The organism is uncultured Gardnerella sp. (genome assembly GCF_947280595.1).
GTDB lineage: Bacteria > Actinomycetota > Actinomycetes > Actinomycetales > Bifidobacteriaceae > Bifidobacterium > Bifidobacterium vaginale_A.
Map to the genome: position 1 here is coordinate 97,285 of NZ_CAMYOS010000002.1, position 22,969 is coordinate 120,253.

Annotated in this window: 16 protein-coding genes and 1 tRNA gene; 7 read left to right on the plus strand and 10 right to left on the minus strand. The window is 39.4% G+C overall.

Going from position 1 to position 22,969, the window contains the following annotated elements:
* Positions 1-259 precede the first annotated feature (259 nt).
* The gene (locus Q0X59_RS01320) at positions 260-1,543 is read left to right on the plus strand and encodes a hypothetical protein (RefSeq protein ID WP_103043367.1); all 1,284 of its coding nucleotides are present in this window, start codon (positions 260-262) and stop codon (positions 1,541-1,543) included.
* Between the two features lie 117 nt (positions 1,544-1,660).
* On the opposite strand, the gene Q0X59_RS01325 is transcribed toward Q0X59_RS01320, so the two are convergent.
* The 4 genes from Q0X59_RS01325 to Q0X59_RS01340 form a co-directional block, all read right to left on the minus strand.
* Positions 1,661-2,473: a fumarylacetoacetate hydrolase family protein gene (locus Q0X59_RS01325; protein WP_103043366.1), complete on the minus strand. Its 813-nt coding sequence runs from the start codon at positions 2,471-2,473 to the stop codon at positions 1,661-1,663.
* Positions 2,474-2,589: 116 nt separating this feature from the next.
* Complete coding sequence (locus tag Q0X59_RS01330) at positions 2,590-3,402, minus strand: YggS family pyridoxal phosphate-dependent enzyme (protein WP_103043365.1); 813 nt, start codon at positions 3,400-3,402, stop codon at positions 2,590-2,592.
* A gap of 34 nt (positions 3,403-3,436) precedes the next feature.
* Positions 3,437-4,486 (minus strand): glutamyl-Q tRNA(Asp) synthetase, encoded by a 1,050-nt coding sequence (locus Q0X59_RS01335; protein WP_297642699.1) that lies wholly within the window; start codon positions 4,484-4,486, stop codon positions 3,437-3,439.
* 138 nt (positions 4,487-4,624) lie between these two features.
* A complete protein-coding gene (locus Q0X59_RS01340; protein WP_297642634.1) occupies positions 4,625-5,356 on the minus strand; it encodes an MIP/aquaporin family protein in 732 nt (243 codons plus the stop codon).
* Positions 5,357-6,045: 689 nt separating this feature from the next.
* Here Q0X59_RS01340 and Q0X59_RS01345 point away from each other — a divergent pair.
* On the plus strand, positions 6,046-8,283 hold the full coding sequence (locus Q0X59_RS01345) for an RNA degradosome polyphosphate kinase (protein WP_075523914.1): 2,238 nt from the start codon (positions 6,046-6,048) through the stop codon (positions 8,281-8,283).
* A 301-nt stretch (positions 8,284-8,584) separates the two neighbouring features.
* Here the strand turns inward: Q0X59_RS01345 and Q0X59_RS01350 are convergent, their stop codons facing one another.
* The 3 genes from Q0X59_RS01350 to dcm all read right to left on the minus strand — a co-directional run bounded on the left by Q0X59_RS01350 (position 8,585) and on the right by dcm (position 13,039).
* Complete coding sequence (locus tag Q0X59_RS01350; protein ID WP_297642637.1) at positions 8,585-9,952, minus strand: AAA family ATPase; 1,368 nt, start codon at positions 9,950-9,952, stop codon at positions 8,585-8,587.
* A gap of 255 nt (positions 9,953-10,207) precedes the next feature.
* The gene (locus Q0X59_RS01355; RefSeq protein WP_297642639.1) at positions 10,208-11,656 is read right to left on the minus strand and encodes a Sau3AI family type II restriction endonuclease; all 1,449 of its coding nucleotides are present in this window, start codon (positions 11,654-11,656) and stop codon (positions 10,208-10,210) included.
* 108 nt (positions 11,657-11,764) lie between these two features.
* The gene (dcm, locus tag Q0X59_RS01360; protein WP_297642641.1) at positions 11,765-13,039 is read right to left on the minus strand and encodes a DNA (cytosine-5-)-methyltransferase; all 1,275 of its coding nucleotides are present in this window, start codon (positions 13,037-13,039) and stop codon (positions 11,765-11,767) included.
* A gap of 319 nt (positions 13,040-13,358) precedes the next feature.
* Between dcm and Q0X59_RS01365 the strand changes: the two genes are divergently transcribed.
* From Q0X59_RS01365 to upp, 3 genes are all read left to right on the plus strand, one after another.
* A complete protein-coding gene (locus Q0X59_RS01365) occupies positions 13,359-14,531 on the plus strand; it encodes an NUDIX hydrolase (protein WP_297642643.1) in 1,173 nt (390 codons plus the stop codon).
* Positions 14,532-14,577: 46 nt separating this feature from the next.
* Complete coding sequence (locus Q0X59_RS01370) at positions 14,578-15,246, plus strand: thymidine phosphorylase (RefSeq protein ID WP_297642644.1); 669 nt, start codon at positions 14,578-14,580, stop codon at positions 15,244-15,246.
* A gap of 217 nt (positions 15,247-15,463) precedes the next feature.
* Entirely contained in the window at positions 15,464-16,102 is a 639-nt protein-coding gene (gene upp, locus Q0X59_RS01375; protein ID WP_297642646.1) for a uracil phosphoribosyltransferase, read from the plus strand.
* A 285-nt stretch (positions 16,103-16,387) separates the two neighbouring features.
* On the opposite strand, the gene dnaB is transcribed toward upp, so the two are convergent.
* From dnaB to ftsY, 3 genes are all read right to left on the minus strand, one after another.
* Positions 16,388-17,758, minus strand: a complete 1,371-nt coding sequence (dnaB, locus tag Q0X59_RS01380; RefSeq protein WP_075523919.1) for a replicative DNA helicase — start codon at positions 17,756-17,758, stop codon at positions 16,388-16,390.
* 477 nt (positions 17,759-18,235) lie between these two features.
* Entirely contained in the window at positions 18,236-20,239 is a 2,004-nt protein-coding gene (locus Q0X59_RS01385) for an ammonium transporter (protein WP_297642647.1), read from the minus strand.
* Positions 20,240-20,523: 284 nt separating this feature from the next.
* Positions 20,524-21,783: a signal recognition particle-docking protein FtsY gene (gene ftsY, locus Q0X59_RS01390; protein ID WP_297642701.1), complete on the minus strand. Its 1,260-nt coding sequence runs from the start codon at positions 21,781-21,783 to the stop codon at positions 20,524-20,526.
* A 349-nt stretch (positions 21,784-22,132) separates the two neighbouring features.
* Between ftsY and Q0X59_RS01395 the strand changes: the two genes are divergently transcribed.
* Together Q0X59_RS01395 and Q0X59_RS01400 are read left to right on the plus strand one after the other, a co-directional pair.
* Positions 22,133-22,453, plus strand: a complete 321-nt coding sequence (locus Q0X59_RS01395; RefSeq protein ID WP_297642649.1) for a glutaredoxin domain-containing protein — start codon at positions 22,133-22,135, stop codon at positions 22,451-22,453.
* Positions 22,454-22,580: 127 nt separating this feature from the next.
* Positions 22,581-22,653, plus strand: a tRNA-Lys gene (locus tag Q0X59_RS01400).
* Positions 22,654-22,969 lie beyond the last annotated feature (316 nt).

A 22,969-nucleotide genomic window follows, 5' to 3' on the forward strand; every position in this document is an offset into this window, starting at 1 on the left:
TTTAGGTGATTCTTATGCAATTTTTTCAATTACACTCAAATCACATTCTGTCAATTTCTAAAACTTGAGTCTACTACACTCAAGTTTTGAAATCAAGGGATAAATTAACATCACACACCTCAAACACACGTTGCACACTTAAGGTGAGATTACGACTTGTACGAATTTTTAATAGAATAACGACTGCAAATAATATATGATAGAAGCATGTTTTAGACATGTTACAGTCAAGATTATCCACAATAACAATGAGGCTATTATGAATAAGAAACTTTTCAAAACAATTACGAAGAAGATAATTATTGTCTTACTATGCTTTTCTGCTGTCATCACTGCATCAGTTACATTGTTTCTACTGTTTTGGCAACAGATGCCTAAGGAAATTAGTTATAAAGAAGCAAATTTTTCACATACCGTTGGAGCTGTTGCAATAAGCGACATGACTGACGGCAAAAAGACGAAAAAACGAGATGGATTCATAGTATTACTCAACAACGATGGCACTTCTCAAACTATTGCCACTTCTGCCATTGACTCTCCTGCAATATTGTGGAATACCGATGGTTTATATTTCGTAGACGCTAAATTTGACTATTTTCTTGCACAAAAAAGCAACGCGCGGATTGCAATTAAGCATCGCAAAAAAACGCCTGCACAAGCTGGCATTTTTGAAAATAATCAGCATGAAGTTATTAGCGTTCTTGATCGCGGTTTTACTCGCAGTCGTAAAAATAAACTCGAATTCAATAGTATTACACTTGGCAAACCGCAAAATACAGATATTATGCAATCACGTATATATGATGTATCTAGCGCTTGCGAGAGTGGCACGTACACCATTAGCCCCAGTGACAATGGAACCAATAGTTTTAATGGAACAAATGGATTTGTAATCAAAAAACTACAAGATTCAATGCCTGTCAAGCATATACTCAAAAATTCTAAAACTAAGGTACATAATTTTTCTACGATAAGAAACGACACATCTCCTTGCATTAACAACACCATCATTTCACTTGGGGACACAACTAAATATAAAAAAGACGATCCCGATTTCGCTTTCACCACATACGGCATCAATCAGTGGAATACACAATCAGGAAAATTCGATTTTATACCACTCACCTTGCAAAATAAGCGTATTGCCTATAACTATGGCGAGAAACACGATTTTGAAAATATTTCGTATGGGAATAGGACAATGCTCAATGATCACGAGCTCTTAGCACTCGACCAAGGCACAGGCGTATTGTACAAAATTAATATAACGACTGGTGAAACGCAAATTATATTCACAACTCCAGTAAATAATTCAAACAATTTCAATCCAACAAGATATTGGATGCAAGCTACTAAAAATACTATAGCAATTTTAGATAACGCAAATAGCGAAAAGACGCCACACGCTACGTTGTATTTTCTTAACAAAAAGAATTTCAAACTACAACAAACTGTGCATTTTGATAACACAACAAGCAATCTTCTTGCTGGAAAAGTAAGTGGCTGCAATTTCGGCGATTTTGCAATTAACCCACAAATGTAGAAGATTTAACGAACTACAGCAAACTACAATAAACTACAGTTTATGGAAAAACTTAGGGGTGTCTTACAAATAAGACACCCTTTCCTTTAACTCTTATTCACTTATTCACTTATTCGCTTATTCGCTCACAACAACGTTTCGCAAAGAACCAATGCCATCAACCGTAACTATTGCCTCATCTCCCGGCTGTAAAGAACCTGCAGCATACGGCGTTCCAGTCAAAATCACATCTCCAGGAAGCAAAGTTGTAAAGCTTGAAATAGCTGCGATTTGCTCAGGAATATTGTGAATCAATCTAGCAGTTGTACCTTGAGCTTCAGGAACATTCTCACCATTTAACTTAAACGAAATGCGCGCATCATTCCATGAAAGTTCCGTTGTAATCCAAGGCCCCAACGGGCAAGAAGTGTCAAATCCTTTTGCACGCGTCCACATGGGATCCTCTCCTGCGCAATCAGTAAGAGTAACGTCATTTACACAAGTAAAGCCAAGCACGTATTCCATTGCATGGTCAACGCTTACTCGGCGCGCAATTTTGCCAATCACGACTGCCACTTCTGGCTCAAAATTCATATTGTGATCGCCAGCAGGGATAACAATTGGATCGTCTGGACCAATCACGCTTGTACTCGGCTTCGAGAAAATCACCATATCTTGAGCGCTATGCAACACTTCAGAAGATGCAGACAATTCTTCATCAGAACGATTGTCATAATTTTTTGCCAATCCGAGCACTTTTGAAGGAATTACTGGTGAAAGTAAGCGTATTCCATCCGCATCCAGCGCGTAACGTTTACCTGTAGGCTTTACTCCTTGAGGACTTAACGGATGACCCTCGAGAGCTACTAAATAATCTTTACCATCAGTTTCGTCTTTTTGAACGAAAGCGTATTGCGGAACTTCATTATACGAAAAACGTGCAATTCTCATAGTTCAAGATTACGCAACACACTACACATTTCGCATCGCAATAACTCACTTGCATTCAACGTCACACATTCCACGTCACAAAAACGCGTCACAAAAACGCACGCTACAACAACTCACTATACAAAAGCGCGCGGGCCAAAAATTGCAGAACCAATTCTAACCATAGTTGAACCTTCGGCAATCGCCCACTCAAAATCGCCGGACATTCCCATTGAAAGCTCTAATTTTGTGTTGTCTTGCACAATATTTTCAATAGAATCCTGCGTAAGTTGTTCGCATACGCAATCTCGAATTTCTCGCAATTTTGCAAAACCGCTTCTCACTATTTTTTCATCGTCCACACGCGCTCCAAGCGTCATAAATCCGCGCAACTTAAGTGCTTGCAGGCTAGATATAGCGAGAGCTTCATCAATCGCACGTTCTGGCACACACCCCGATTTTGTAACTTCTCCAGAAACGTTCACTTCCAGCATAACATCTGTGCAAAGTCCCAAATTTTGTGCGCGAGTAGATATTTTTTGCGCAAGTTCTACACTATCAACCGACTGAATCCCATTTGCAAGTGGCAAGACTTTGTTTATTTTATTGCTTTGCAACTGACCGATTAAGTAGAGTGGAATCTCGCCATTCACACCAACATTTAATCCTTCTAAAGCAGCCACCGAGCGTAAGATTTCAGCTTTCGCAACTATTTCTTGCGGACGATTTTCCCCAATTACTCGCACTCCTGCTCTGAGCGCTGCCATAATCTCCCCAACATCTCGCGTTTTAGTTGCAGCAAGTAGCGTAACCGACTCAGATTTGCGCCCATAGTGCGATTCTGCTTGAGCGATAGCGTCTTGCACATTGTGCACACAATCGGCAATTTGACGCGCACGAACACAATCAACCTTAGTATTCGCTAAATCTTTTTGCGTCATATATGCCATTTATTGCCCCAATCTATCAGTCTAAATACATAGTTTAGTCGAGGAAGGGCACGTATTTGTCATCTAAGTTTGCGCGAACAGAATCCCATGGCGTTTTTTCGCTTTTAAACAACGCGAGCGCATCCGATGCACTCATATCTACTGGCTGATTTTGGCGCGAAATTTTGTATCCCAAAAGATACATACAATAACCAATCATGCGCTCGGCACTCCAACCAGATTCTCTAAGAGCACCCACATCTAATGAATGCTTACTTTTTGCGAGTCGCTCACCTTGCGCGTTGTCAATAAGTGGCAAATGCGCAAATTGCGGACGCACGTAATGCATGCCTTGAGCAGCAAAGAATCCCGACTTTTCAAGCAACTCGCCAATCCAAATCTGCAACGCTGCAGAACGCAACAAATCGCGACCGCGCACAATATTATTTACTCCGCTCAAAACATCGTCAACAACAACAGCAAGCTGATAAGAAAAAACGCCATCCGCGCGGCAAATCACCATATCACCTAAATCACGCGCAATATTAAAGGATTGCGATCCAAAAATCGCATCTTCAAAATCAATATTTGCTTGGCTCGAATCATCCTGAGGCGCTGCAAGCCTTAAAGAATGTTGCTGATTATTTTGCAAACGCTTCTCGATTTGCGCCAAACCTTTCGCAGTTTTGCGAAGATTTCTGCACGTACCTGGATATCGTATAAATCCATCTCCTTCTTGAGGAGCAGCAATTGCACGAATATCGGAACGCGAGCAAAAACAAGGGTAGATTAACAAGTCACCATCACTATCGCGCAAAGATTCTAGCACTTCAAGAGCTTCTTGGTAGATTGCAGTTCGCTCATGCTGATACTCAGGCTCGCCAACCCAATCAAAACCAGCCCATTTTAGATCTTCAATAATTTGCTCACTCGCGCCTTCCGGCATTCGCGCAATATCAAGATCTTCCAAACGCAAAATCATGTGTCCACCTTGCGATTTTGCACAAAGCCACGCAGCCAACATTGCTACCATATTCCCAATATGCATACGCCCGGAAGGAGTCGGTGCGAAACGACCAATTGCAATAGTTGACTTAGAAAACATGATTTCGTCTTTCCTGATATCTTTCCTAATACCCTTCTTAATAAGCATAAACTTGCAAAATAAAAAGCGCGCAACGCATTCATACTAGCATTACGCGCTTCTTACAATCGCAATCAAAAACAATCAAAAACAAATGTTTTATACAAACAAGACCTTGTACATAAGCACACCCAGGATTGCGCCAGCAGTAGGAGCAACAACTGGAATCCACGCTTCACCCCAGCGAGAAGAGCCCTTGTGCGGGATTGGCAAAATTGCATGAAGCAAACGCGGCATAAGATCACGCGCAGGATTCAAAGCAGGACCAGTTGGGCCACCCATAGAAGTCACCAAACCCCAAACAACGAAGCCAACAACGATTGCAGCACCGGCCAAATTACCCTTACTCCATGGAGACTTAATACAGCAAAGTGCAGCCAGAACAAGCACGAGCGTGCCGAAGAATTCGTTAAGGAAGTAATTAAGCTTGTTGTTATAAGCGTCCGTAGTGCAGAACGTACCAAGAATAGCTCCCGGCTCCTCAGTTTCGTTGTAGTGCGGCAAATAAGTTACGTACACAATAAGCTGGCCAACCAACGCACCCAGAAGCTGAGCTACAATATAAGGCGCAACATTTTGCCAAGGGAACATGCCATTTGCAGCCTGAGCAATTGTCATAGCAGGATTGATATGCGCTTCGGAAATTCCTCCGAACATTAGCACTGGGAACATCACGCCAAAACCATATCCCATGGCAATATTTAACCAACCAGCATGGTGTCCTTTAGTATTTTTTAATTCAACGTTTGCAACAGCACCGTTTCCAAAAATCATAAGAATAGCAGTGCCAATAAACTCTGCAGCCAACTTCGTCATAAACGAATATTGCATGGTCCTTCGATCCTTCTTACCTGTTTCAAACTCCGCACACGTAATCGCTCGCCAAAACTTAACGACTCATCGCTTAAGTATTGCTTAATAGCTTGTCGCTTAGCAACTCGCAATTGCGATTAGCACAGCATGGAACACAATACATCCTCATTTTCAAAGAAGCTAAGAAAATGAATTCCAACAATTATTCTTTGATAGTTTCCCTTATGCGCGCGACAGTCTGCACAAGCAGTAAAATCGCCCTCACATCAAAAGAGGCCCGCCATTTCGGCGAGCCTCTCATTCACAAAAACAATATCAGCGGTTTCATCTTCACAACAACATCGTTGCAACGGTTAAAGTCTAATGTTCCGTTCAACGTTCACGGATATTTTATCCATACACCTTTGTGGGTTTACCGCTCTATTTATTTGTTCTTGTATTTATTATTATGCTTTGCGTAGGGCACTTTGACAAGAACAAATAGCAATAAAATTTTATTTGTTAGATTATTGTCATAACTGTTAATTTTCATTCACAAAAATGACTTTATTGAATCATTTTGTTCATATAAAAGAGCACTATTGTTAAGTTGCGTTCACATTGAATAATTACCGGCGTGTCGCGCGAAGATAAATTACCTTCAATCCATCACATTTAAAGCGACACTCATTCGCATACATCCCTTCTAACGCATACAATTACGGATTATGGTACAGATTTTTGACGCTCCCTCGAAGGCGATTCTGCGCGGCCAAATTGCAGAACATATCGCCGAAGACGAAAAGGCAGAAAAACGTGAAGCTCGTGAGGGCGAGTTACCGTTGCCAAAAGATCGTTTCTTTGACCGCGAATTAAGCTGGTTAAAGTTCAATCGCCGCGTGCTTGAGTTAGCTCAAAACACTGATTTACCACTCCTTGAACGCGCAAACTTTGCCGCTATCTTCGCATCCAATCTTGATGAATTCTTTATGGTTAGAGTTGCCGGCTTAAAAAGGCGCATTGATTCCGGAATTGCTGTAACAGCTGCAAGTGGTTTAAGCCCTCGTCAGCAGTTGCGCGCGATTAGCGAAGTCACCCACCGCCGTCAAGATGAACATGCTCACTATGTAATCGACCACATTTTACCCGAGCTTGCTAAGCAGCGCATAGTTATGCTCAGTTGGGATAAGTTGACTAAGTCAGAGCAAGAAAGACTTTCAGATTACTACAAAAAGCAAGTATTCCCAGTCCTTACGCCACTTGCCGTTGACCCTGCACACCCATTCCCATACATTTCAGGTAAATCCATTAACTTGGCCGTTATTGTCGAAAATCCAAATTCTGGAAAATCACATTTTGCGCGCGTAAAAATTCCAGATAATTTAAACCGTCTTGTACCAGTTGACGATTTAACTGACGAAGAAGGCCGCGAAGAGCGCTACGGATTTATTACTATGGAGAAGCTGATTGCAGCACACTTGGAATCACTTTTCCCAGGCATGATTATTAAAGAAGCTCGTTCATTCCGCGTTACTCGCAATGAAGATATTGACGTTGAGGAAGACGATGCAGAAAATCTATTAAACGCAATGGAGAAGGAGCTCCTACGTAGACGATTCGGACCGCCTATTCGCTTGGAAATTTCAGATGAAGCTAGCCCATTCCTCTCTCAACTTCTTGCAAACCAATTGCGCGTAAGTCCTGAAGAAGTGTATCGCTTGCCTTCACCTCTTGACATGACAGTTCTTTTTGAATTACAGGCACTTGACCGACCAGATTTGAAGTATCGTCCGTTTATTCCAACTACAAATCGACAGATTGCAGAAGTTGAAACTAGCCACGCTCAAGATATTTTTGCTTCAATTCGCGAACATGATATTTTGCTACATCACCCATATGATTCCTTCTCTACGTCTGTGCAAGCGTTCTTAGCTCAAGCTGCAGCAGATCCGAAGGTTTTGGCAATTAAGCAGACTTTGTATCGCACATCTAGCAATTCTCCAATTATTGATGCACTAGTTGACGCAGCTCATGCTGGAAAGCAAGTACTTGCATTAGTTGAGATTAAGGCACGATTTGATGAGGACGCAAATATTGCTTGGGCTCGCAAGCTCGAACGCGCAGGCGTTCACGTTGTATACGGCATTGTTGGTTTGAAGACTCACTGCAAGCTTTCGCTTGTTGTCCGTCAAGAAGCAGAAGGATTACGCCGCTACTGCCACGTTGGTACAGGTAATTACAATCCTAAGACTGCTCGCCTTTACACAGATTTGGGATTGCTTACTTGCGATCCTGTAGTTGGTCAAGATTTAACTCGCTTGTTTAACCAGCTTTCAGGATATGCTCCAAAGTCAAGCTTCCATCGCTTGCTTGTTGCTCCTCGTACAGTTCGCACGGGTATTATTGCGCGAATTCAGCGCGAGGAAGCTGCAGCTCTTGCAGGCAAAGAAGCATGGATTAAGATTAAAGTCAATTCTGTAGTCGATGAGCAGACTATTGACGCGTTGTATCGCGCTTCACAAGCTGGAGTAAAAATCGATATTGTTGAACGAGGAATTTGCTCTCTTAAGCCTGGAATTGAAGGTTTGAGTGAGAATATTCGCGTTCGCTCCATTCTTGGAAGATTCCTTGAGCACAGCCGCATTTACGCGTTCGCTAATTCTTGCGGCCCTCAGATTGGTGATGGTCCTGCAAGTGGCCCAGAAGTGTGGATTGGCTCGGCTGATTTGATGCACCGCAATCTTGACCGCCGCGTTGAAACTTTGGTTCGAATTAGCGCACCAGATCAAGTTGAAGCATTGATTCAATACATTGATTTACAAATGGCTGATTCTACTGTTTCATGGTGGATGGATGGCGATGGCACATATACATTACATTCACGCGACAAAGAAGGCCGTCCGCTAGTAGACAGTCAAGCTTACTTGATTCGCACTCACACTCGTAAGCCTCGCGGTTCAAACTGAGCACAATAAACTAATAAACAATAAGCAAGAGTCAGATTCAGTAACATGTTTCTGGCTCTTGTTGTTTTTACTGCACCTTCTAATCTGGCTAAATATCAGCCAAAAATTCAAAAATATTCACGCAAAAAATATCTAGCATGATTAACAAAGCATGTGACAATAGTGTTACATATCGATACAATAGCTGTATTGCCCATCTCTTCGGAGGATATGGAAGTTGGAGCCGGAATTGCCTGAGTATCTTGGGCGCCGGCTCCTGCGATATCTAACACAAATAGCACTGTAAGCCGCGTTATCTCCGTCAAATCTCAAGCATTCCAGCTGCCAAATCGCCAGCCACAAACGGCATGAAATAAAATGGCATAGTCGCAATTTTCTGATTTGCGTCATAACCATAATTATTTTTAGAAACTTTTATTGCGAACTCAAACTTGTTATGCGTTGCAAACTTATTTAAAGAATTAAGTGTTCCTCTGCCTTTTTTAACATCAATCGGGAAAAGTTTGTTATTTGATTCAACTATAAATTCCAATTCTGAATCTGATTTTCCACGCCAATAAAACAGTTTTAAACCATTTGCGCTAAGTTCGTTTGCAACGTAATTTTCAAAGAAAATACCAGATAGTGTATTATCTCTTTCGTTTGAAATAAAAGATGCTGCATTCACTCCGCTTTGATACGAGAACATGCCAATATCGCACAAAAATAGTCGGAAATTGCTTTCATTCTCTTGCATAAGTGGCATAGTTATATGCTCTTTGAGTTGGAACGACTGATTAACAATATGAGTCATAAGCAGCCACTGAATAGACGTTGCAAAATCTCTAGTTCTACCGTCTTTTTTAATAAGACCAGCTGAAAAGTTTTTTGACTCCTTATTAAGCTCCCTAAAAATATTTTCAAATAGAAGCCGAGATCTTAAAATTGACTCACTGCTTGCCTGATACAATTCCATGTCTGCAAGATAATTGTCATACAGCGAGCGCAAAATCTCACGCGTTTCTAGTAAATCTTTGCGCTCAATATATGCTTCTACCGCTTCTGGCATGCCCCCAATTAGCAGATATTTATACACTTCATTTAACGCAAGATTGTGAATTTCTGTAGGCAGCGCTTGTTTAGAATCATAAGATTCACGCACCTTTGAATATAGAAGGCTGTTGTTATTTAGTAGAAATTCTCCAAAGGTCATTGGATAGATTGTTATCTGGTCGATTTTTCCTACAGGAAAAAGGAATTGGTCTTTTGCTGTTTTTTCAGCATTCTGCTTGCGAGATTCGCGATGCAATTTAATACGTACCATTGAGCCTGTTGCAATTACGCGAATTTTTCTAAAATCTTGGCAAAAATATTTAAGCGACGAAATAATGTTTGGACATTCTTGAATCTCGTCAAAAATCAGCAACGTGCTTTCATCTATAGGCTTTGAAAATCGCAAAGACAAATATTCTATAATCTTTTCTGCGTTTGCTGTGCTTTCGCAAAAGTTACGAACCTCATCTTCTTTTTTAAGATCGATGTAAATATAACTATTTTTATAATATTTTTCCGCAAACAGCTCTTTTACTAGATATGTTTTACCAACCTGGCGCGCACCCCATATAATTAGCGGCTTACGATTCGGCTTTATGTTCCAGGCGATTAATTTTTGTAATGCTAGTCGTTCCATGGCTTACTCTTTTTATTGTTGATATTACAACGATTATACCATTATTTGCCAGTTTTAGGATGTTTTTTACGTCATTATTTGCCAGTTTTGGGATGTTTTTTACGTCACCATTTGCCAGTTTTGGGATAATTTATGTAAAAATTGAGCATTTATAATATTGTTACATACTATATAGCAGTTCTATCCCTATCTTCTTAAAAATTGGAAGTTGGAGCTGAATCACCTGATTACCTTGAGTTACAGCTCCTGCGATATCTAACTAATATTCTCAGCAACTATTTTGGCAATATATAGTCTATCTAGCCACCAACATTGTTTGGTGATAGTTTCACCATTTGGAAGTGTTATAACATCATTGCCATTTTTACCGTGCGGCCTCATATGAAATACATGATTAAATGACATCTTAGGAAGCTGATTCTCATCCGTTCCATAGCCAGTCGATTTACCAGAGATCATAATCTCATGCACTTTATTCCATGCAGGCGCAACATATTTTTCAATATCTTCTTCGGGCATATTCCATAAAAAACCACCAACTAAAACATCATCTTTATAGCAAGTTGATTTTCTATTTTTCCCGTTGCTTTTAAAAACGACAAAATAGAACTTATTATTCTCAAAAAACTTATACAATCGCGAATCATGCCACTGCATATTTGGATCTGCTAATTCGGCCCAATCGTCCTCTTTTAACGCAGGGAAAGACATATTCTGCTCTGGTTTACCATCATCGTACAAGACAGTAGTTTTTAATTGAGTCACACTCGCTGCAGCAAACTGTTCAATTTCTTCTATTCTGTTCTTTTTTACACCCAACATCTTCAGTGCAAGCTGCGAATTAAAAGAATAATGCGTTTTAAGATCAACATTAAATTTATTGGCCAAATCAGAAATTTTATAACCAACATATCGCCCAATCTTCTTTTGCACATAATCATTAAGATTTTCGTTAATAGACATTGGCAACCGTTCAAAAAGACTACCTTCACCTAAAACTCTTTGTGCAACAATGGTCATATAGCTAGGCTTATATGAAAACGCACGTTGTTTTGCGCGTATATATTTACTTTCGAACCCACTTGGAGCAGGAGCATCTCTCAAAGACTTTTCTGCAGACTCTCCTTTAGTACAGGCAGCTAAATAGTTGGTATCTGATTCACTTAATGCATCTGCATGACCAGCAGCAACCTTGTTTTTTATGTATTCCCAATCTTTACGAATTGTTTCTAGCTCACCAGGTTCATATTTCAATACAAAAGAACCATAAATAGTGCAATCAAGTCTGGATTGGTTGGTTTTATCAGTCCTGTTATCAAGATAATAAATAATAATCATTTGACGCGCTTTTTGCCAAAATGATGAGTTATCAAAAACCTCATTGCACAACGTCAAATAGTTGATAATATCAACGACCAAACGTTCTTTAGCAACTATTTTCTTTTTCTTGTTCGAACGAATCGGCGTGACTTTTAATTCATAAAATTCATCAGCAACCATAATATCCGGTTGTTTATCGGAATTTATAGAATACCCAAAAACTGATTCTTCAATAATATTGCCTAAAGAGCCCTTGTTGCCTGCTTTTTCACCACGACCAGTTTTATCAATCTCGCGAAAAGTTTTGCCATTGATTCCAGTAAGGAGAGCAGTTATTTCGTCAATGTCTGAAAACTTGCGATTGTCGCCTATATGATTAGACATACTTCCCACCATTCTGCATCTTCCCTGGCACAACTTTATTTATTACATTTTCCTATTAACTTAATTCCTCCGCAACCTATAAATAATCATAATTATTTAGATATGATTTTATGCCGAAATGTCATTAGCGAGAACTTCGCCAATTTTATGCGGAATACCAGTAACCAGCGCATTCCCCATACAGAACGCTCTATGACCATCACTCATTCCATCATTCGTCCAACCTTTAGGGAACATTTGCAGCTGGTCTAGCTCATCTGGAACGAGTCTTCTCAATCTGCCATTTTGCATAACAACATGTTTGGTTCTACTAGCACTTTTCCCACCTTCGCCTGTAAGAATAGTTCTGCTTGGTGCATCAATTTTATCTGGAAAAGCAACAGGGCCTTCGGAATACATGTACTCAAATCCATTTGAAGCTTTTCGCAACTCCCTTTTACCGCCTTTAAGATACTGCCAAGAAGCAAGCTTATCTTCTTCAATCCAATATTCTTTAGGAACTTGATTGGCATCAACTAGAACGCTACCTAATGTCATTGCATTGCCAGTAAAAACAGCATCTGTTTTAACGGTATAAACTATTCCATCTTGCATAACACCAGCATTCTGGAATAGGCTCACCTTAGCTTGTTTGCCAAAATCTTGAGATATAACATACGGATTGTCACTAATAGAAAATTCATATTGCGCAGCATTTTTTTCTGCAACAGATATTGGGAAAGCTCGTGCTATAACACCGTTTTGCAAAAGATGCTTGGACAAGTTATACCATTTCTTAGAATCATGTTCTGCAAAAACATATACTCGTCTACGTCTTTGAGGCATTCCATACTCAGCAGCATTAATAACTCGCCACTCTACGCTGTATCCTAATCGAAAAAGACAAGAGAGAATAATGGCAAAATCCCTACCACGCTGTGCAGCAGGTGATTTTAATAAACGATCAACATTTTCAAGCAGAACATATTTAGGATGGCGTAATTCCAACATTTTGTTAATGCTCCACCACAGAACTCCTTTTTTGCCGTCAATTCCGGAAGATAATGCTAAAGGTTTTGCCACAGAATAATCTTGACAAGGAAAACCGCCAACAAGCATATCAAAATCTGGAATATCACATTCCCCATGTTCAAATTTTTTAAGCACTTCTGCTATATCTTCATTAACACAGCTACCTTTGCCAAAACGCTTCTCATAGCACCTCCACGCAAATTGCTTGGATTCTTGCCCGGCAGGCTCCCACTGGTTTGCCCAAACAGTTTTGAAAGGTCCCGCCGATTCCGCAGTAAAATTGTTTCCATCAGAAGGCGTATACCCTTCAAGCCCAAGACGAAACCCACCTACTCCCGCAAAAAGTTCAGCAACTTTTATTGTCTTGGACATACAAACCCTCACAGCACTAACGAATTTCAACAACTACATAATTTAGTATAAATTCAATACACAAAAAGATCAAATTTTGCTAAACTGTAAAGCCCAACTCCGAATCTGATTCTCCAAGCAAATAGAACATATTTAGACCATTTGCCAGTTTTAGGATGTTTTTACACTGTGATTTTAGTGAAAATTTTAGGAAGTTTGGGTTATATAACAGAAATATCCGATTGACTCAGAGCACCTGCATCACAGTCATGCCAATGATAAACGTAAAAGATTACAGCAAAACTAAAAGTTGCGAAAGAAAACCGCTAAAATAGTGAACATGAGTGCAGTAACAACGCGATACGTTGAAGCAGCAGGCGGAATCATTTACCGCAAGCGCAATATAGATAGCGCAAACACGTGCGACTTCAAAAAAACAGGCAACAAAATAAGTGATGACGACTTTGAGCTTTGCCTAGTTTATCGTCCTAAATACGATGATTGGAGTTGGCCAAAAGGGAAAAACGAAGAAAACGAATCATATCGTCATACAGCAGTGCGCGAAGTTGGCGAAGAAACAGGCTATGCAGTAACACTTGGCCCTCATATTGCTCAAATCGAGTATCCTCTTGACCACGAAGGCAAGAAGCAATCTACCTCTAAAAGCAACAAAAACAGTAGCTCATCGCAGAATAATCAACCAACAGTAATTAAGCGAATTCACTACTGGATGATGCACGAAATAAACGAATCTACAGCATCAAAGAGATTGCCAGCATTCGGACCAATAAAGCCAGCAAAACGCACAGAAATCAGCAATGTTTTATGGCTAACTCCTTCAAAAGCTCGCAAAAAACTTACTCATGACAGTGACAGAGAAGTATTGGATGCTTTCTTAGAACGACTTCACACATGCAAAGCAAGATATAGCACTTTAATACTAGTAAGACACGGAAAAGCAGAATCTCGAAAGACTTGGCAAGGCAGCGAAGCAACTCGCCCAATTACACCTCTTGGATCAGCAGCATCTTACGCACTTGCGCGAGAGCTTGCTTGCTACGCGCCAAATAAGATACTTTCATCACCTTGGAAACGTTGCGTAGAAACAATTGGATTTTTTGCCAGCGATTGCTCAATGAAAATTGAAGAAATACCGGAGCTTACTGAAGATTATCACGAAAAAAATCCTCAAGATACACTTAACGTGCTTATAGACACAATAGCTCAACTTGTTCATTGTGATAAAAATGATAATTACGCAACAACAAACACAACAAGTACAACAAACACAGCTAACACAACAAGTACAACTGCAATGTGCCTGCACCGACCTATTATCGGCTCATTCTTTGAATATTTGCGAAAAATTACAAATCCTAAAGCACATAAGCGCATTCTAAGTATGCGATCTCCATACATGCCTACAGGAAGTGCAATAGTTTTGCATATTATCAACACTCCTAAAGGTGCTCGAATTATTGATATTGAAAGCGTGATGCCAATTGTCTACTAGCCTTCATTCACAATCAAGTTCCATTCATTCTAGCCGTTGCGCTTTTATGCCAAATCCAATAGGCGAAAATCGCCCAAGCAGACCTGCACAAATAGATCCTGCAATGCTTTCACAAATTGAAGGTGGCGCAGATCCACAAATCATCAATGAGATTAGCCATACTTCTGCTGCTGTTTTACTTAATCGCGTGCACAAAACTCAATCTCAAGAAATCGTTGAACGCGTGCTGAATTTGGTTGAAAATGAAGGTATTGACGTTATCGCAGATTTGTGGAGTAGCTCTGAAGCAGAGTCACTACCTGGAATGTTGTATAGACTATATTTATTGCGTATGTCACTTAGAACACAGCGTGAATCGTATGCTGAATATTGGCATATAGGAGAACCTGAAACCACGAGTGCTTCTGCAATTACAGGTATAGATGAAACACCTACAGGAGAAGATATTGCTCGCCTTGCTGATTCCATTCTTTCAGGTGCATTTACAGGCGATTTCGCAATAGCGCTGCATCGAGCTTCTGCATTTACTTCGATTATTTCGCGTGGCATGCATAAATATGCAGAAAAACTATCAAATAATACAAAAAACTATCAATCTTCTAATAAAAATACGCAAAAAATAGCAAAAATTCTACATATCTCAGCAAATCTTCATACGCTTTCATGCAATTTCAAAAATGGCGCTGCGTTATGGAAAGCTGGAAAACTTGATTAAACCACTCGGCGCGCTGAATAATAAAAACAGGTATACTCGAAATTGACGCTGGCTTGCGTTTAAGCCCCGGGCTCCATTTTTTGCCGCTACGAGCGGCGTTTGCGCCGACAGGCGCTTTCGTAAGTCAGCGTTTTAACTATTACTTTGTTTATATTTTCTTGAAAATTTCACGGCACGCCGATAGCTAACATGCCTAGCTTGTTTTAATCTAGAAGGTATGGATCTTCATGTTTTACATCATCCGCTGGTGGACCACAAGCTCACCGTTTTGCGTGATAAAAATACACCATCTAATATTTTCCGCGAGTTAGTTTCAGAGTTAGTAACTCTTGAAGCTTACGAAGCGACTCGTAATTTGGAAGTTAGCGATTACGAGATTGAAACTCCTATTTGCAAGATGACTGGCAAGCATTTAAATCGACCACGCCCAATGGTTGTGCCGGTTTTGAGAGCCGGACTTGGCATGCTCGATGGCATGACTCGCCTTCTTCCAACCGCCGAAGTTGGATTCCTCGGAATGAAGCGCGATGAGCAAACACTCGACATAATTACTTATGCAAATCGTTTGCCAGAAGACTTAACAGGTCGTCAATGCTTCCTTCTTGACCCAATGCTTGCAACTGGCGGTACTCTTATTGCCGCTACACATTACTTAGCAGAGCGCGGCGCTAAGGATGTTACTGCTATTAACATTTTGGCAGCTCCAGAAGGCTTAAAGCGTTTAGAGAAGGAGATTGATCCTTCTATTGACTTTAAGGTTGTTGTTTGCGCTGTTGACGATAGTTTAAATGATAAAGCTTACATAGTTCCAGGCCTTGGAGATGCAGGCGATCGCTTATATGGCTTAATTGATTAATATTTGATACGTGTATAAACGAAATCAAATCAAATCAAAACTAGTCAAAACTAGTCAAAACAAATCAAAACTAGTCAGACGCTAAGCAAATTTAGCAAAAACTAAAAACTAAAAAAACTAGTCAAAACTAGAAATAGCCTGCTGATTATCGCAATAATTTTGCAAAATTCAGCAGGCTTTTATATTAAGCATCAATGTTAAGCGAACACTCCGCAATGTTTCTCAAAACTCACATATGCAAACTCACATATGCAAACTCACATATGCAAACTCACATATGCAAACTCACATAGGCTGAGATTGCTCTTGAGCCATATCTTCAAACTTAGAGTTAATTCCACGAAAAGCAAGTTTAAATGTGTCTGTAGGGCCGTTACGATGCTTTGCCATAATAATATCAGCCTCACCTGGGCGTTCTTCCTTATTATAAAAATCAGGACGGTGTACTAAAAACACAACGTCTGCATCCTGCTCAATAGACCCAGATTCGCGCAAATCTGAAAGTTGAGGTTTTTTATCATTTCTCATTTCAGGTCCACGATTCAGCTGACTTAACGCAACAACCGGCACTTCAAGCTCTTTTGCTAATAACTTTAACGCTCGAGAAAAATCAGAAACCTCTTGCTGGCGGCTTTCCACGCGCTTGCCAGAACTCATCAGCTGCAAGTAGTCAATTACAACTAATTTCAAATCATTAGTCTGCTTTAGACGACGACATTTTGCACGAATTTCCATTAAACTCATATTAGGACTATCGTCAATAAATAATGGCGAATCCTTCATCATATCCCAAAAACTATTAAGCTTTGCCCATCGATCAGAAGTAATTTCTTCAGGATGACGTAAAGCAGTTAACGGTATATTTGTTTCAGCAGCAATAATACGTTGAGCTAACTCAATTTTGCTCATTTCCAAAGAGAAAATAATAGATGTCATATTATGATGCAACGCAGCAGAACGAGCAAAATCGACTCCGAGCGTAGACTTACCCATAGCAGGCCTACCAGCTACAACAATCATCTGCCCAGGTTGCAAACCTTGAGTTACGTTATCGATATCTCTAAACCCTGTAGGAATACCGCTAGATATGCCATTAGTTTGAAGATCATCAATCTGATTTAACGTAGTTTCTAACACAGAACCGATAGACACATAATCTTGATGAACTCGCCCAGTACTCATCTCATATACTTCTGCCTGAGCAAGATTAACAATATCTTCAGCAACAGAACCATTCGCAGAATAACCCATTTGAGCTATTTTTGTACCTGCTGTAATTACGTTACGCAAAATAGCGTTTTGATGCACTATATTCGCATAATATGTGGCGTTTGCAGCAGTAGGAACTGAAGCGACTAAACTGTGCAAATAATCTGCACCGCCAACCTTTTCCAAATCACCATTTTTCAGTAGTTCGTTGGCAACAAGAACGGAATCCACAGGCTGAGATGCAGAAAAAAGAGTGATAATCGCATCATAAATAGTCTGATGTTGAGGAAGATAAAAATCAGAAGTTTCTAGATCTTGCGAAACTTCACCTATAGCATCTTTACTCATAAGCATGCCGCCGAGAACAGCCATTTCAGCATCTGCATCGTGCGGAGGAATACGATCAAATACATTACGATTATCTGAGGATGAAGAATCCTGACTCATACTACTAACATACCTCACAATGCTGTTATTGAAAGCGATAGACACTTATTCGCAATTTACATTGCATATAAAGATACTATGCATTACTTTTTATAAAAACGAGTATAAACGTGTGCAAGTATTACGCGCGAGAAGCAAGCTATAGATTTATTGACAAATAAAGATGTCTGAAATGCATAACACAAATTCCGGAAAAATACAAATAGAAGAAAATTTGAAAAAAGTTATTCGCAAGTTATACACACTTTTATCCCCAATATGTGGATAACTTCATTAGATATCCACATAGAAACGCCCAATATGTGGATAACTTCATTTTTTATCCACATTACACACTCCGTGCGTGTCGAAAAATTAAAACATATAAGACTTCCAATTAAAAACATTGAAAAATAAAAGCCACCGACTTCAACAAGAAATCGATGGCTATAACTTAATCTAATTAGATCTTTTATGCGCTTTGGCTTATATTCCAGACTATTTGCGCTTTCGACGACGACTGCGCGTCGAGCTCTCAGAACCAGCCCCAGAACCAGAGTTATCCGAATTATTAGAGCTATCAGATCTATTCGCATCAGAATCACTCACAGAAGAATCAACATCTTCACTAACTTCGTCATGCTTATCTGAGCTATCATCTAACGAATCAAGATTTACTGAATCCACACTATTAGCTGAAGAATCAACAGACGAATCAACAGACGAATCAACAGACGGATCTTCATCTAATTTGTTAGCAAAGTCAGATTCAAATTCACCAGATTCCAATTCACCAGATTCTATTGCATCTTCATTTGCTTTATTAGCATCAATATTTAACTCACTGATATCAGAATCAAGCACAGAATCCACTTTAGATTGCTCAAGTTCCGTAGAAGAACTTTCAGATGAAACATCATCCACGTCCAAAGAAACAGGCGTTAAAACCGCCATTTGAGTTTTGCCTTGAGTAGCATCTGAAACTTCAACAACAGCACCAGAACGAGCTTGAACTATAGAAGAAAAATCATAAGCGCGCTCGCCTTGATCTGCCAAATCAACACCTTTACGTTCTTTAGCTTCAGATATACGCCAACCAAATAGTTTTTCCAAAGCAAAAGCCAGTACTGCCGTAATAACTCCAGCATATAAAATTACAATGCAAATTAAGCAAATTTGCGCAACAAGCTGATGCCAATCTCCAACAACAAGAAGACCTTTGCCATCAGCAAACAATCCGACTGCAAGCAAACCAATAATTGCAGCAACGCCATTAACACTAACTACATGCAAAGCACCATCATAACGAGCAAAAACATGCGAGTAGGAAACTAATGACGTTACAACACCAACAAACACACCAAGTAAAAGAGCCCATAAAGGAGCAATAACATTAGCAGATGCAGAACTTGCAGCAAGACCAGCCATAACACCAGAAGCCGAACCTAAAGCTGTAAAGCGCCCAAAACGTAAACGCTCAGTAACTCCCCATGCAAGCATTGAAGCAGAAGCTGTAATAGTTGAACTAATCCAAGAATAAACTGCAGCTCCAGGAACTCCCATAGAAGAACCAATCATTAAGCCAAGCCAACCAAACCAAATGATAAAAATTCCAAGCATAATAAAAGGAACATTGTGAGGCTGTCGCGCTCCAACTAAAGACTCTTCACTCATAGAATTAGCATCAGATAACGAACCTTCAGAAATATCTTTTGTAAAACTATCATGTGCAGCATGATTGCCATTAGAACGAGCAACATCATTCCACAATGCTTGCTCTAATTTCCCTTTACTATGATTTTTACTATTTGCTTCGCTCTTTGCAGCAGAACTTGCATGAGAAGAAACAGAAAATACACCTTTTGCATGAAGAATAAAACGCTTCAAAGGGAACTTCGCATGACCGCCAATAATAAACACGATTGCTAAAGCTGAAACAGCAGCAGCTAAATTAAGAGTTGATCCGCCAGCAAAATCATGGATAGAAACTCCTAAAGCTTGTGAAATAGCGCCCTTAGCAGAAAGCAAACCACCTCCATACACCATATGCATAAGAGGAGAGAATACTAATGTAATCCAGACTGCCACAAATATAAGCCAAATCGCATAACGAACACGGCCTGCGAGCGCTCCAGTAATCAAAGAAACAGCTACAATAGCACACGCCAATCTAAAAGCTGCAGGAAGTTCATTTGCAATACCAGAGCCACCATCCATGGATGTAAATATTCCGCTGTCTGACACCATGGAATCACGGAATAGCAGACCGCTCATAGGATCTCCAAAAATCCCACCCAACATATCTTTTCCCGCAAACGCAAGTGACCAACCCCATAACGTCCATACAATAGTTGTTACAGCGACTGCTCCAGCAGAAAGCATCATCATGTTAATCATAGAAGTTGCTTTCTCGCGCCCTCCGTAGAAAAGCGCAATACCAGGAGTAATAATAAATACCAATGCTGCAGCCAATAACGCTAACTGCGGATCTATTGCGGTCATATATCACCTCAATTATTTGATTTTATGCAACTTACAATTTTGTATTTAACATCTATATTTATTGTACCCGTAAAACAAACAGACAACTAAAATCTGAACATATTCACATATTCATGCAATAGTAACTTTGTCAAATTTGTCAAATTCGCCAAATTCATTACATTCGCAATACTCGTTATAGTCAGCGAATGCGCTAAATCGCCATATGCGTACAAAAATCGTTAATTCACAAAAGTATGCTCATGAAAAAATTTTATACTTAAAGCTACATAACAACATAAATATTACGAAAGTATTCCGTCTACAAAACTTTCTGGTTCAAACGGAGCTAAATCATCCGGTCCTTCACCTAAACCAACAAGTTTTACAGGCACACCAAGTTCTTTTTGAACGGAAATCACAATTCCACCTTTAGCAGAACCATCAAGTTTAGTTAAAACTACACCTGTTATACCGATAGCTTCAGCAAATACTTTGGCTTGAGCCATTCCATTTTGACCAGTAGTTGCATCAAGAACAAGCAATACTTCATCAACATGAACAGTCTTCTCTATAACTCTGCGAATCTTCCCAAGCTCATCCATCAAGTTTGACTTATTTTGCAAACGGCCAGCAGTATCCACTATCAACACGTCAACATTAGATTTACTAGCTTGCTCAGCTGCATCAAAAGCTACGGAAGCAGGGTCAGCACCATCTTTATAAGAACGAACAACAGGTACATTAACAGCACTTGCCCAAGTTGAAAGCTGATCTGCAGCAGCAGCACGGAACGTATCTGCAGCAGCGAGAATTACGGAATGATTCTCAGACACAAATAAACGAGCCAACTTCCCAGCTGTCGTAGTTTTACCTGTGCCATTAACTCCAACCATCATGATTACACTCGGATGATTAGAATCTGATTTATCAACATTCAAACGCCGATCAGTTTTCTCACCTACAAGTTCTAAAAGCCTTGAACGCAAAGATGACCGCACGTCATCAGGATTCGAAACTCCGGTAATCCGCGCATCTTTTCGCAAAGATTCCACAAGTTCTTCACTTGCTTGAGCTCCAACATCTGCTAAAAGTAAAGTATCTTCAACTTCTTCCCAATCAGATTCTGCAATATGATCTTTACTTAAAATCGTAAATAACGCGCGTCCAAAAGGATTTTTACTATTTGAAAGCCTAGCGCGCAAACGCTGAATACGAGAAGAAAGAGATTGAGGAAGATCCTTAGGCTTTTCCTCTATTTCGTCACTTTCATCACTCGCGTAAGCTATACCTGATTCGTCACTTTCTTGAGATTCACTAGTTACATTGGATTCATTGGATACCTGAGATTCACTAGTTACATTGGATTCCTCAGCTACATCAGTTTCGCTGCTAGAATCAGTTTCTTCAGGTTCACTAGGTTCTTCAGATTCACTAGATTCACTACTAGAGCTACATAAATCGGATTCAGGAATAGATTGCGATTCGATGCTATCACGAACACTCTTGTTACTCACATTCTTTTTATTCTTCGAATAAAGTACATAAATAACAAAAATTACAATAAAAAGTGCTACTAAAATTGCAGGAATTACAAATTCACTAGAAAAAAGTGCAAACAAACTAACCAAATTAAACATATATTAAGCATATGAAACTAGAAGTGCATAGACAACATAAAATAATAATTTTTTTATCACTTTTTCACATTATAAACAATAATTTACTATATTAAACATTTGCTTAAAACGAATCATTTTGAGATTAAACAAAACTCAAACAGGATTAAAACAAGACTCAAAACTTCACCTAGTTAAATGAGTTTTCTAAAATTAACTACTTATATACACTTATACGCTTATATACACTTATTGCTTAAAATAATTCACAGCATTAAAACAATAAGGAGAAAAAATGGATTTTTGCACGAGCGACTTCGAGAAGAACAACACCGCAAAAACATATGACACAGACGCGTCAAGCCAAGCAAACAAATTACAAATTCACGTATATGGAGCAGATTGGTGTGGAGATTGCATCAGAGCTAAAGCTGCTCTTAACAGATATGGTGCTGAATTTGTATGGCACGATATTGAATCTGAAGAAGGTGCAGAAGAAAAAGCAATAGAAATTAGTGGTCAAAAACATATTCCTGTAGTAACTTTTCCAGATAACTCGTTTATGGTTGAACCATCTGCAATACAAATTAAAGAAAAATTGGATTCTCTAAAATAAATGAAATAAACACAAAAACAGTAATAATCAAAGATTAAGTTTATAAGTTATATGTATTTTCAAATCAACACGCGGAAATTTTCTACATTTACTTAGTCTTTCAAATATAGTATACTTTTCATTTGTTGCCCCTTTAGCTCAATTGGCAGAGCAGCGTCCTTTTAAGTCGTGGGTTGTGGGTTCGAGTCCCACAGGGGGCACTTTGTGGAATCTTAAGCAAACATTTCATCGTGTTTCGCTTAAGATTTTTTGCTTATAATCACAAGTTTTATGCTATTTCACATCAGAACTAATAAAATTCTGCTTCACACGATCAAGCAATTATAAACACTTGAACAACACTACACTGTGAACACAAAACAGTAAGCAATACGCAAAACACTAATCAATACACAAAAACACGCATAATAAAAATATTGACTTGCAATACCTGACTAAATATTTATCTAAATACTTAGTCAAATCAATTGCAAGCCAATATTGTCTATAAAACTTTAATTATTACAATGGTTAATT